Origin of the sequence: Timonella senegalensis JC301 (assembly GCF_000312125.1) — a bacterium.
GTDB lineage: Bacteria > Actinomycetota > Actinomycetes > Actinomycetales > Cellulomonadaceae > Timonella > Timonella senegalensis.
In genome coordinates, this window is the sequence record NZ_HE978642.1 from 79992 (window position 1) to 92808 (window position 12817).

Annotated in this window: 8 protein-coding genes and 1 pseudogene; 6 read left to right on the plus strand and 3 right to left on the minus strand. The window is 61.6% G+C overall.

Features of this window, described 5'->3' with window-relative positions; translation table 11 throughout:
- From HGSM_RS04905 to HGSM_RS04915, 3 genes and pseudogenes are all read right to left on the minus strand, one after another.
- Positions 1-299, minus strand: a pseudogene (locus tag HGSM_RS04905) (thiol reductant ABC exporter subunit CydD); the annotation flags it as partial.
- Between the two features lie 6 nt (positions 300-305).
- Positions 306-1358: a cytochrome d ubiquinol oxidase subunit II gene (gene cydB, locus HGSM_RS04910; protein ID WP_019147634.1), complete on the minus strand. Its 1053-nt coding sequence runs from the start codon at positions 1356-1358 to the stop codon at positions 306-308.
- 28 nt (positions 1359-1386) lie between these two features.
- On the minus strand, positions 1387-2877 hold the full coding sequence (locus HGSM_RS04915; RefSeq protein ID WP_019147635.1) for a cytochrome ubiquinol oxidase subunit I: 1491 nt from the start codon (positions 2875-2877) through the stop codon (positions 1387-1389).
- Between the two features lie 623 nt (positions 2878-3500).
- Between HGSM_RS04915 and HGSM_RS04920 the strand changes: the two genes are divergently transcribed.
- From HGSM_RS04920 to HGSM_RS04945, 6 genes are all read left to right on the plus strand, one after another.
- A complete protein-coding gene (locus tag HGSM_RS04920) occupies positions 3501-6755 on the plus strand; it encodes an Rne/Rng family ribonuclease (RefSeq protein ID WP_019147636.1) in 3255 nt (1084 codons plus the stop codon).
- A gap of 659 nt (positions 6756-7414) precedes the next feature.
- Positions 7415-7723 carry a 50S ribosomal protein L21 gene (gene rplU, locus HGSM_RS04925; RefSeq protein ID WP_019147637.1) on the plus strand — a complete coding sequence of 103 codons (309 nt, stop codon included), beginning with the start codon at positions 7415-7417 and terminating at the stop codon, positions 7721-7723.
- A gap of 65 nt (positions 7724-7788) precedes the next feature.
- Positions 7789-8046, plus strand: coding sequence for a 50S ribosomal protein L27 (rpmA, locus tag HGSM_RS04930; protein WP_019147638.1), 258 nt, complete (start codon positions 7789-7791; stop codon positions 8044-8046).
- 130 nt (positions 8047-8176) lie between these two features.
- Positions 8177-9721: a GTPase ObgE gene (obgE, locus tag HGSM_RS04935; RefSeq protein ID WP_019147639.1), complete on the plus strand. Its 1545-nt coding sequence runs from the start codon at positions 8177-8179 to the stop codon at positions 9719-9721.
- A 35-nt stretch (positions 9722-9756) separates the two neighbouring features.
- On the plus strand, positions 9757-10935 hold the full coding sequence (proB, locus tag HGSM_RS04940) for a glutamate 5-kinase (protein WP_019147640.1): 1179 nt from the start codon (positions 9757-9759) through the stop codon (positions 10933-10935).
- 260 nt (positions 10936-11195) lie between these two features.
- Positions 11196-12716, plus strand: a complete 1521-nt coding sequence (locus tag HGSM_RS04945; protein ID WP_051009719.1) for an MFS transporter — start codon at positions 11196-11198, stop codon at positions 12714-12716.
- Positions 12717-12817: the final 101 nt, after the last annotated feature.

Below are 12817 nucleotides of genomic sequence, written 5' to 3' on the forward strand. Positions count from 1 at the left end.
TTCTCGATGACCTTGCGGCGCAACTCAACGATGACCTGGATGGACGCACGGTGTGCGTAGCGCTCGGAGAAACCGGCAACGATGGCACGTGCGACAACTACTCCGGCAAGAGCAAGGAGAGGAGTGCGGACGTCGGCGAGGCCTGCACCTTGGCTTACAACGGGCGCAAGCACTGCCGCGATGAGCAGTGCTTGCGCAATGACAAGTCCCGCGGTTGCGACCCCGAACGCGGCCGTCAGAATGACGTAGCCGCGGGCCGGAGTCGCAACCTTGAGGAGTTGTGGATCAAGAGGCTTCACGCTGGATTAGTCCTTCAGCAGTTCCTTGGGAACTGACAGAGTAGCAAGACCAATTGCGTCTGGGATGTGCTCCACCTTCAGACGCTTGCGGAACACCCAGATGGTCCATGCCTGGTAGGCCAGGACCAGAGGAACGAGCATCACTGCAACCCACGACATGACAGTCAGGGTGTATGGGGTGGATGCTGCGTTCATGATGTTGAGCGAGTTCTCAGCAACGTTGGACGCAGGCATGACGTTCGGGAACAGCGAACCGAAGATCAGCACGACGGCTGCAACGATAGCAACTGCAGAGAACGTGAAGGCCAGGCCTTCCTTGCCTACGCGGTTGGTCAGGTACACGGCGACTAGGGAAGCGGCCGCGATGATGACTGCAATCCAGGTCCAGCCCTTGCCGTATGCAACCTGAGCCCAGATGGCCCAGGTTCCAGCAGCAAGGATCGAGCCGAGTGCGAACTTGCCGGCGAGTGCGTTGGCACGGACTCGGATGTCCCCGTCCGTCTTAAGTGCCAAGAACAGCGCACCGTGGAGCAGGAAGAGGAGGAGGGTTACTACACCGCCCAGAAGGGCAAATGGGTTGAGCAGCGAGAAGAATCCACCGGTGAACTGGTGGTTTGCGTCAAGCTCGACACCGCGGACCAGGTTTGCAAACGCAACGCCCCACAGGATCGATGGGACCCACGAGCCGAAGATGATTCCAGCGTCACACCAGCGCTTCCAGTTTCCGTCCTCGATCTTTGCCCGGTACTCGAACGAGATACCGCGAACGATCAGGGCGATCAGGATTATGAAGAGCGGGATGTAGAAGCCGGAGAACATCGTGGCGTACCACTCGGGGAACGCAGCAAAGGTTGCGCCACCAGCGGTCAGCAGCCACACCTCGTTGCCGTCCCACAGTGGACCAATCGTGTTGATGAGAAGGCGGCGTTCCTTCTCCTTCTTTCCCAGGACGGGAAGAAGCATGCCGACACCGAAGTCAAAGCCTTCGAGCACCAGATACCCGGTCCAGAGAATGGCGATGAGGACAAACCATAGGACGTTGAGGAATTCGAGTTCCATGTTCTCTTTCCTTTCTTTGGATCAGATATCAGTAAGCGAACGACAAAGGCGCGTCTGGGTCGCTGTCGCGACCTGGATTAGCCTCAGGCGAATCGTCGTGGACAATTTCAGGAGCTCCCTGAACCATGTAGCGCCAGATTAACCGGGCCCAAATGACGGTCAGGAACGTGTACACAAGCGTGAAGATCGCGAGTGACGCGGCGACGACTCCGGCTCCCTGGACAGTAGTGACACCGTCCGCGGTGAGCATGCGGATGTCGGTGATGCCGTTTGGATTAGGCACGACTACCCAAGGCTGACGGCCCATCTCGGTGAAGATCCAACCGAACGAAGATGCAAGGAATGGCGTTGGGATTGCCACGAGTCCGAGCGTGCCCAGCCACTTGTTGTCCGGGGTGCGTCCCTTGCGGGTGAGCCAGAGCCCTGCCGCAGCGAGCGCTGCGGAGAAGGCTGCCCAGCCGATCATCAGGCGGAAGGACCAGTACGTGATGGTGAGGTTTGGTACGTAGTTGATGACCTCACCGTTGGCGTCAAACTCGCCGTACTTCTCTGCGTACTGAGCCTGCAGGTCGTTGATGCCAAGCAGCTGGGAGTTGAAGTCTCCGGTTGCAAGGAAGGAGGTGAAGCCGGGGAGCTCGAGGATGTGGTTGACGTTCTCGCAGTCGTTGGAGAAGTCACCGATTGAGAGGATCGAGAATGGCGTGCCACCCTCAGGGGTCTCGCAGATCGCCTCTGCTGCGGCCATCTTCATGGGCTGCTGCTCAAACATGAGCTTGGCCTGGAAGTCACCGGTGACGGCGAGTCCCACACCTGCAATGACCATGGTCCACAGACCCAGGCGGAAGCCCTTGCGGTAAACGCCTTCAGCGACCTCTGGACGTCCGCGGCGCTTCTCGCGCACCATCCACCAGCCGGCGATACCGGCAACGAAGGTTCCTGCGGTGAGCCATGCGGCTGTGATCGTGTGGGGGAATGCAGCGAGAACGGTGCTGTTGGTCAGGACCTCCCAGATGGACTCCATTTCGGCGCGGCCAGTCTCAGGGTTCAGGCGAGCGCCCACAGGGTGCTGCATGAAGGAGTTGGCGGCCAGAATGAAGTAGGCGGACAGCGTTGTCGCGCCTGCTACGAGCCAAATGGTTGCGAGGTGAACCTTCTTGTTGAGCCGGTCCCAGCCAAAGATCCATAGTCCGAGGAAGGTGGACTCAACGAAGAACGCGGCGAGCGCTTCCATCGCGAGAGGTGCGCCGAAGACGTCACCCACGAACCGCGAGTACTCGGACCAGTTCATACCGAACTGGAACTCTTGGACGATACCGGTGACAACACCGATCGCAAAGTTAATGAGGAGCAGCTTGCCAAAGAACTTGGTGAGCTTGAGCCAGCGCTCGTCGCCCGTGCGAACCCACTGAGTCTGCATGATGGCGACCAAAGGCGCTAGGCCGATAGTGAGTGGAACATAGAAGAAGTGGTAGACGGTCGTGATACCGAACTGCCACCGTGCAATGTCCAGGGATTCCATGTCTCTCCCAGTTGAGAAATTGTTGTGAAAATACCTGCCATGTTCGAACCTATTCCTATTTGCTTTGGTTCGCTGGGACGAAGGTCCCCAAAACCCATTGGTGTGACCAACGATCCCCTCAAGCGGCGGGCGAACTTGAGCACGTTCTCGCCCCGCCGACGCTTTTATGACGAGATTCTGACAGGTGTCACATAAAGGGACTTTGGGCCCGTGGTCGCCATCGCGCCCGATTCTGAGCCGTGGGGAACTCTGAAGGCGGGCGAGATAATCGCCGAACTAACGCCCAAATGCCGAACGGTGGTGCCACTGTGAGATACTTGAATTTGCGTGGACACCACACGTCCACTCTGAGAACGCGCACTAGCTCACCGCGAACGCGGATCTGCCGTGCAAGGAACCGGAATCATTCGCCTGGGCTACCGCCCGGACTGTATGAAGAAGATCATCTGACTTCATGCATGGAACCGAAGCCCTGTAGAGCAAGATCGCTCGCCTCCTCGTGCCGTTCCTTTCCTTTGGACTTCCGTCCGCGGGTCTCATCAACCCGTAAGGACGACTAATGCGTCACCGATGGCCTGTGAGTGTGGAACAGTGCTATCCGGTGGCAGTTTGGAGCACACACAGTGACTCTCAATGATGATTCGCATAACACCGGGGTAAACGAACCCCAGACCACAAGCTCGGGAAAGCCAGCGCGTCGCCGCGTCACCCGAGCAACCTCATCCCCAGCCGCGCAGCCAGTTCAGTTCCTGACAGCTGAGACGGCACCAACTGCGGCACCAAAGACCACCGTGGGCGGCGCAGCAGTCGTCTCCGGAACGAACACCACCGAAGAAACCGGGACCGCGCCACGCCGTTCCCGCCGCGCAACCTCGAGCGGACGCGCCGCCGGTGCGGCCGTAGCCGTCGCTGGAACTGCAACAGAGATTGCCGCACAGGCAACCGAGGCAAACGAGCGTTCGCAAACAGCTCAGGCAGCTACCGAAGAAGCGCCAAAGAGGACGACGACCGCAAAGAAGAGCACTGCCAAGTCCGCCAAGGGCGGGGCAAAGGGCTCGTCTTCAGCCGCACAGTCAAGCGACGCAGAAGCTGCAGCCGAGAAGGACTCCTCCGCTGCACCCAAGACCACCCGCTCGCGTTCACGCAAAAAGCCGGACGCTGCTGTAGACACTGTTGCAGAGGCCTCCACCGACACGCCAGCAGTTGAAGAGGCAGCCCCTCACAGCGAAAAGCCAAAGACCCCGAGGAGCCGTACCCGCACCTCGGCAAAGTCGGCGACCGCTCAAGCCAAGGACGCAACGGAAGTCGCGGAAACAGAAGCGCCAAGCGAGTCCAAGGCACAATCGTCGCAAAGCACTGAGAAGCCAAAGACGGGACGCGGTCGTTCGCGCCGCGGAGCCGGCGTATTCTCCGACCCCACCGCGGGCGCAGTGTCAGAGACGCCAGCCGCACCTGTGCGACCACGCCTCGCCACCACGGCCCTCCTGTTCCAGGCGCCAGACCTGAACGCTGTGCCAGAGCCAGTGGTCGAGGAAGAAGAGACCGAAGAGGTAGTAGAGGTTGTTGAGCAGGCTCCACGCCGCTCCCGCAACCAGCGCAACCGAAAGGGCTCGCAGGACCGCCGCAGCAACCAGGAGCACACCGCGTCCGACGAGGATGCGCAGGGTGCAGCTCAGGGTGCCCCACAGGACCAGGCCGAAACCCAGAATGCCAAGGCCGCCGACGAGGAGACCGAGGAATCCGCCGAAGACCAGACGGGAGGCACGGACGAGGGGCAGGACGAGTCGGACGACTCACCGCGCCGTCGTCGCCGCCGTGGAGGTCGGGGACGTCGCAACCGGAACTCTTCGGACAACGACTCTGACTCCGACTCCGACGACAATGAGCACGACTCGGAAGGGTCCGAAGACTCGCGTAGCGCAGGCTCCTCCGACACCGAATCCGAGGACACTGAGGACTCCGACGACTCGGATGACGAGTACTCGTCTTCGCGCCGTCGCCGTCGTCGCCGCCGTTCCGGCCGTACGGGCGAGGAGCGTGGCTCACGCACCGCATCGGACGAAGTCACCGCACTCAAGGGCTCCACAAGGCTCGAGGCAAAGCGCCAGCGCCGCCGCGAAGGCCGCGACGCCGGACGCCGCCGCACCATCATCACCGAGGCAGAGTTCCTGGCTCGCCGCGAGTCGGTCGAACGCTCAATGGTCGTGCGCGAGCGCGACGGACGTACCCAGATCGCAGTCCTCGAGGACGGCGTACTGGTGGAGCACTACGTATCGCAGCAGAGCTCCGCATCGATGGCCGGTAACGTCTACCTGGGCCGCGTCCAGAACGTGCTGCCATCCATGGAAGCCGCATTCATCGACATCGGAAAGGGTCGCAACGCGGTCCTCTATGCCGGTGAGGTTAACTGGGACGCACATGGCGTTGACGGCCAGCCGCGACGCATCGAGCAGGCGCTCAAGTCGGGCGACACCGTGCTTGTGCAAGTCACCAAGGACCCAATCGGCCACAAGGGTGCACGCCTGACCTCGCAGGTCACGCTCGCCGGACGCTACCTCGTGTACGTTCCAGGTGGCGGCATGACCGGTATTTCGCGCAAACTCCCAGATGTAGAGCGCAGCCGCCTCAAGCGCATCCTGCGTGAGGTCGTTCCAGAGGGTGCCGGCGTCATCGTTCGCACCGCAGCCGAGGGCGCTTCCGAGGAAGAACTGAAGGCGGATATCGCACGCCTTCAGGGCCAGTGGGAGAAGATCGAGAAGAAGTCTAAGACCGCGAACGCCCCAGCACTCCTGCAGGGCGAGCCAGACCTGGCAATCCGCGTGGTCCGCGACATCTTCAACGACGACTTCACCTCGCTCAAGGTCCAGGGCCACGGCGCTTGGGAAGAGATCTCGTCCTACGTGGCAGAACTCGCACCAGACCTTGCTGACCGCGTGAGCAAGTGGGTAGACAACAAGGACATCTTCTCGTCGGCACGTGTTGACGAGCAGCTCGCCAAGGGCATGGACCGCAAGGTCTGGCTCCCATCCGGTGGCTCGCTCGTGATCGACCGCACCGAGGCAATGACAGTCATCGACGTCAACACGGGCAAGTTCACCGGTCAGGGTGGCACGCTCGAGGAAACCGTGACGCGTAACAACATCGAGGCAGCGGAAGAGATCGTCCGCCAGCTCCGACTGCGCGACATCGGTGGAATCATCGTCATCGACTTCATCGACATGGTCCTCGAGTCCAACCGTGACCTTGTGTTGCGCCGACTGGTCGAGTGCCTCGGCCGCGATCGCACCAAGCACCAGGTCGCCGAGGTCACCTCGCTCGGACTCGTGCAGATGACCCGCAAGCGCGTGGGACAGGGCCTTGTTGAAGCCTTCTCCACCACCTGTGAACACTGCAACGGCCGTGGCTTCATCGTGCACGAAGAGCCAAACGAGAAGCAGGGTCAGCACGTCCACAACAACTCGCCAGAGGTCAAGAGCGCGGGCTCCGGTTCCGGCTCGGCCGAGGGTGAGCAGGGCGGATCCAAGCGTTCGCGCCGCAAGCGCAACTCGAACAAGGACAACTCGGGTGAGACTGCTGCAACCCAGAGCGGATCGCAGGAATCCAGCGATAAGCCGGCCGAGGGTGCAGACGAGACTCGCGATGCCGTCAAGGCAACGCTCGCCACGATTGCTGCGGCTGCGGCGAGTGCGCACGAGGCATCGGCGGAAGCTGAGCCAGTTGCGGAGCCAGTAGTTGACGCGCCTGCCAAGACCGAGGCTCCCGCCGAGCTAGCTGCAGAAACAGCGCCAGAGCCTGTGGAGCAGCCTGAAGAAACAGCTGTCGAGGCACCCGCCGGGGCTGACGCGGAGCCAACCGAAGCGGCTCCCGCACAAGACTGAAGGTAGTACGAGGCGGCGCCGCAAAAATGTGGCGTTGAACAAATGTGCCGCCGTGTGTTTATTCGCACGGCGCACACCTTGTATACTTGAAGATCGTGAGTGCGAATAGCACCCACAAGACTTCCTCTGACAGGACCGATTGGGCTTGTTCAGCGGATGGCCGTATGGCATTCATCTCGGCTGTGATCGCAAGAGATCGAGCCCGCGCTTACGTGGGGGTAGATCCTCGCAGTATGAGATAACTGCTAACGACGGAGCGGACGTAAACCGAGCGTTGTTTTCAGTTGGGCGGACCCGGCTTTGGCCGGTTGATCCGCCTGTTGCGTGGCATGTCTTAGTAGGACGTGGTGTCACGCAGTTCTTCAGGTAATGAGGGACGGTCATAAACGGAGCTCTTCTTGACGAGCGTCACATGGCGCTCCATAGAGTTGAGCCCCCATATCGCATAGACTCTAAATGTCACTGTGCTTGTCGGGCATTCACGTGCCCTCACACTCCAAGCACTGAGGCTGCCCGCAGGGTTGGATTTCCTTCCCGCCGGCTTCATGTGACTATGCGATCTGTTTCCGCGACTGATCGTCGGCGATGAGAATCGCCGTTCCAATCGACCTGGGGAATCCCAGTTCACACGTCCTAGAGACTACAGAGAGTAGAGCAACGTGGTTTACGCGATCGTCAAGGCTGGTGGCCGCCAGGAGAAGGTTTCTGTTGGTGACGTCGTAGTCGTCGACCGAATTTCCGGTTCCGCTGGCGACTCCGTTGAGCTTCCTGCGATCCTTCTCGTTGATGGAGCAAAGGTAACCGTCGATGCAGCAAAGCTTGCAAAGGTAAAGGTTTCCGCTGAGATCCTCCGCGACGAAAAGGGTCCAAAGATCAGCATCCTCAAGTACAAGAACAAGACTGGTTACAAGAAGCGCCAGGGTCACCGCCAGGCACTGACCCGCCTGAAGGTTACCGGCATCAAGTGACTTCGTTGGTGTCCCGCACTCTGGGGCACTGAGCAAACTTATTCTTAGGAAAGACAGGTACTGTCATGGCACACAAAAAAGGTGCGAGTTCGTCCAGGAACGGTCGCGACTCGAACGCACAGCGTCTCGGCGTAAAGCGCTTCGGCGGCCAGGTTGTTAAGGCCGGCGAGATCATCGTTCGCCAGCGTGGAACTCACTTCCACCCAGGTGAGAACGTTGGCCGCGGTGGCGACGACACTCTCTTCGCTCTGACCGCTGGTGCAGTCCAGTTCGGCACTCGCCGTGGACGCAAGGTCATCGACATCGTCGAAGCAACCGCCTGATTTTCGCGGTTTAGCTTTTCGTGAAGGGACGCACCGTTAGGTGCGTCCCTTTGCATTTTGAATAGACTTACATTGCCGGTGCGCGTTCGTGCGCGCTCGGCGCACTTCACTGCTTACGGATAGGTAGATCATGGCAGCGTTTGTTGACCGCGTGACAGTTCACGCCCGGGGAGGTAACGGCGGTAACGGCTGTGCCTCGATTCGCCGAGAAAAGTTCAAGCCTCTGGCTGGACCCGACGGCGCGAACGGTGGTCGTGGCGGCAGCGTTATTCTGCGCGTTGACGGCAACGTCACCACGCTGCTCGAGTACCACCACTCACCCCACCGTGCCGCCCAAAACGGTGGCTTCGGAATGGGTGATTTCCGTGTTGGCGCCAACGGCGAGGACATGATTCTTGCTGTGCCCAATGGAACCGTGGTCAAGGACAAGCGCGGAAACGTTCTGGCCGACCTGGTTGGTGAGGGCGCCGAGTACGTGGTTGCTGCCGGTGGCCTTGGTGGGCTTGGTAACGCCGCACTTTCCTCGAAGAAGCGCAAGGCTCCGGGCTTTGCGCTACTTGGTGAGCCCGGTGACGAGGTAACTGTCACGCTCGAGCTTAAGTCGATCGCGGACGTCGCGCTTGTGGGTTTCCCAAGTGCCGGTAAGTCCTCGCTGATCGCTGCGCTGAGCGCTGCTCGCCCCAAGATCGCTGACTACCCATTCACTACTCTTGTGCCGAACCTCGGCGTGGTCCAGGCGGGGGAAACCCGCTACACCATCGCAGACGTTCCTGGCCTAATTCCAGGTGCGAGCGAGGGTAAGGGCCTTGGCCTCGACTTCCTGCGCCACATCGAGCGCTGCGCTGTCATCGTGCACGTGCTAGACACTGCGACCCTTGAGCCTGGCCGCGATCCGCTTACAGACCTAGAGGTCATTGAGGCCGAGCTGCGCGCCTACTCTCAGGAACTTGAGCTTGACGGTGGCCGCGTGCCGCTGCACGAGCGTCCACAACTCGTTGTCCTCAACAAGATCGACGTCCCAGACGGCCGCGAACTCGCCGAGTTCGTTAAGCCTGCCATTGCCAAGCGTGGTCTACGCGCATTTGAGGTTTCCGCTGCCACCCACGAGGGCCTCAAGGAACTGAGTTTCGCACTGGCCCAATACGTTCTGCACACCCGCGAGCAGCAGCCTGAGACGAACCGCCAGATCGTGACTCTTGTTGAGCAGCCACGTATGCGCGAGATTCCGTTCTCCGTGACCAAGATGAAGGACTGGGCTGGGGACGAGTACTTCTGGGTTCGCGGTACCAAGCCTGAGCGCTGGGTGCGCCAGACTGACTTCAACAACGACGAGGCAGTCGGCTACCTGGCTGACCGTCTGGCCACGCTCGGCGTGGAGGACCAACTGTTCAAGGCTGGCGCCATTGCCGGCTCCGAGGTCCGCATCGGACCAGAGGAGAACTCGGTTGTGTTCGACTGGGAGCCAACCATGTCCGCTGGTGCCGAGCTGCTGACTGGACCTCGCGGTACTGACATGCGCCTCGATGAGTCCAACCGCCCGACCCGTTCGGACAAGCGCCGTGAGCACCACGATCGCATGGACGCCAAGACTGCCGCTCGTGAGGAGCTGTGGACGGAGCGTCGTTCGGGTCAGTGGACTGACCCTTCGCACACTGACGACGATTTCGGACAGTGACCACGCTAGGTCCAGCATTGGGGGAGAATGGTTCGGTGACTACCACCGCCCCTTCTTCGTCGACGCTGGACCAGGCGTCTGACATCCGCTCGGCTATCGCCGAGGCTCGCCGCATTGTCATCAAGATTGGTTCGTCCTCGCTGACCGGCCCGGATGGCCGGCTGTCGGTTGAAAATCTGACGGCCCTTGTTGACGTGATTGCGGCTCGCCGCGCGCAGGGCACCGAGGTTCTGCTGGTGACGTCTGGCGCAATTGCCGCGGGCATCGCGCCGCTTGGTTTGACCGGGCGCCCCAAGGATCTTGCGACCGCCCAGGCGGCGGCGTCCGTGGGGCAAGGCCTGCTCGTTGCTCGCTATGCGGCGGCGTTTGCAGAGCACAATGTCCGGGTTGGCCAGGTCCTCCTGACCGCCGAGGACACGATGCGCCGCAGTCACTACCGCAACACTCAGCGCGCGCTTGAGCGCTTGCTTGGGCTGGGCATCGTTCCGATTATTAACGAGAACGACACCGTTGCCACGGACGAGATCCGCTTCGGCGACAACGATCGCCTTGCGGCGCTCGTCTCGCACATTGTGCGCGCCGACGCGATGATCCTGCTCACCGACGTGGACGGCCTATACGACGGCCCGCCCAAGATCGAGGGCTCCAAGCGCATCCCACTGGTTACGTCGTTCGCGCAGATCGCTGACGTTGAGGTCACCACCAAGGGTTCCTCGGTTGGCACCGGCGGCATGGTATCCAAGTTGGATTCGGTGCGGATCGCGTCTGCCACCGGTATCCCCGTGGTTCTGACGCTCGCTGCGAACGTGCCTGCGGCACTCGCAGGCGAGGACGTGGGCACCTGCTTCACCGCCACGGGCAAGCGCATGTCCCGTAGGCGGCTGTGGTTGGCATACGCGGCCAAGGTCCGCGGTCGTCTTATTGTCGACGATGGTGCAGCTCGCGCTGTCCTTGGCGGTCTCGCTTCCCTTTTGCCTGCAGGGGTCACCGGCGTTGAGGGCACATTTGATGCGAACGATCCTGTTGAGGTGCTTGACCAGCAGGGACGCGTGATCGGTCGAGGCCTGGTGGCCTTCGACTCGAGCGAGTTGCCTAAGTTGCTCGGACGCTCGACGACCTCGCTGAAGGATGAGCACGGCGATGGCTACGACCGTGCCGTTGTGCACCGCGATGACCTAGTGGTCAACCCCAAGGCACGCAAGCACGCTCTCTAGTGGCCCTCTGACTGCCGTGGTGCTGGAAGGTGACCACGATCGTCGAAAATGAGTACATACACTCCCGACGAGATCCTCGTTGCAGCGGTGAGTTCCTAGCTGACAGCTACGAACTCACCGCTGCAACGAGGATCTCGGCGCTTGTGCGGGGCGGTTCTCGGGTGGTGCGGGGAAGAGTGGACCAGTGTGGGGAGCTCTGCCGGTGTCCACATTTCTTCTCCTTGGAAAGCTTTAGGAAAGTGTGACCTATGCTTGTCCGCATGGGTCAGATCACAGAAGTTCGTCCCGGGGGAGCGTCAGCGTCGACGGATCGCCTTTCCCGCGGAACTATAGCCAAGTACTCGACCGGATCGCTCGGCACAGGAGGGTTCGCAACCCTGCCGGGACTGGTCCTGGTCTACTTCCTTACTGACTCGCTGGGCGTCACCGCAGCGCTCGCGGGTCTCATCGTGGTTGTTGCCAAGGTGTGGGACGTCCTCATCGACCCGATCATCGGTGACCTGTCGGACCGCAGCCTGAGGCGTACGGGATCTCGCGCCAGGTTCATGAGGATCGGCGCGGTCTTCCTGCCAATCTTCTTCCTAGCCACGTTTGCAGTACCCACTGCCGTTGAGGGAAGGGCTGCGGGCGTGTGGGTGCTCGTGGCGTTCATCGCCGCAGCCACGGCGTTCTCGCTCTTCCAGGTCCCCTACATCGCGCTTCCCGCGGAACTGACAGAGAACTACGACGAGCGGACGAGGCTCCTGACCTGGCGCGTTGTAGTGCTTACGCTCGCAATCCTCATGTTTGGTGGTGGTGGCCCGATGCTGCGCGCGCTGGGCGGAGACAACGAGCGACTCGGATACGCCATCATGGCGCTCGTGGCCGGCCTAGTGATTGCCCTCGGCTTCTACATCTCGTCCAAGGTGGCGCCGCAGGTGGCACCGAGTGCGGAGCCCGCTGGTGCGCGCGTGTCCGCGATCGCTCAGTACAAGCTGGGGATCAGCGTGCTGCGGCGTTCCAAGCCGTTCCGCACGCTCCTTGGAACGTTTTTCCTGCAGGGCCTCGCCACCGGCATGATGCTCGCCGGCGCGCAGTACGTGGCCAAGTGGGTGCTCCACTCCGAGTCAGCGGTGACCCTGCTGTTTGTCGCACTCATCGCGCCGGCGCTGCTCATGGCTCCCGTGTGGGGCAGGATCGCGCTGCGGGTAGGTAAGGAGAAGGCCTTTGCCTGGGCCACGATCCTGTTCATCGTAGGGTCCCTCGCGCTCATGGGTCTTGCCGTTGCGCCGGGCGCGTGGGTGTACGCCGCTGTCGGACTGTGCGGGGCCGCATATGCGGGAATGCAATCGCTCCCAATGGCGATGCTGCCGGACGTGATCACGCATGATGCCAATACCGAAATGAGCGCGGGCGCTAGTCGGGCCGTTGGCTTGGCGGCTGGGGCGGAGGCTGGAGCGGATGCTGCTGCGAACGCTGGCGTACCAGCTCTCGAGAGCCCCGTATCAACCGCCACCACCGACGACCAAGAAACCCGCGCCGGCGTGTTCGGCGGCGTATGGACGGCGGGGGAGACCACGGGCATGGCCCTGGGCTCGACAGCGCTCACCCTTGTTCTGGCGCTCACCGGGTACCTCGAGTCCTCCGGTTCCACCTCGGTGGTGCAGCCCGACTCCGCGGTGCTCGGCATTGTGCTCGCGTTCTCGCTCATCCCGGCGCTGGCCACTGCCGCATCGCTTGTCACGCTGCGCGCTTACCCGCTGCGCCGAGCGGACGTGCATCGCGGCCCGGGCGGCCGCTAAACCGCGGATCAGAAAACCCGCCCTCCACCCAGCCCACCACCCAGAGGGGAGTGGAGGGGAGGTGGCGAGGGAATCGTCGAAAATCAATAATGCACAAACTA

Bases quoted from the DNA above. Each gene is read 5' to 3' on its own strand.
- rpmA (WP_019147638.1), top strand. From the start codon at position 7,789: ATGGCACACAAAAAAGGTGCGAGTTCGTCCAGGAACGGTCGCGACTCG.
- HGSM_RS04915 (WP_019147635.1), bottom strand. From the start codon at position 2,877: ATGGAATCCCTGGACATTGCACGGTGGCAGTTCGGTATCACGACCGTC.
- cydB (WP_019147634.1), bottom strand. From the start codon at position 1,358: ATGGAACTCGAATTCCTCAACGTCCTATGGTTTGTCCTCATCGCCATT.
- HGSM_RS04945 (WP_051009719.1), top strand. From the start codon at position 11,196: ATGGGTCAGATCACAGAAGTTCGTCCCGGGGGAGCGTCAGCGTCGACG.
- obgE (WP_019147639.1), top strand. From the start codon at position 8,177: ATGGCAGCGTTTGTTGACCGCGTGACAGTTCACGCCCGGGGAGGTAAC.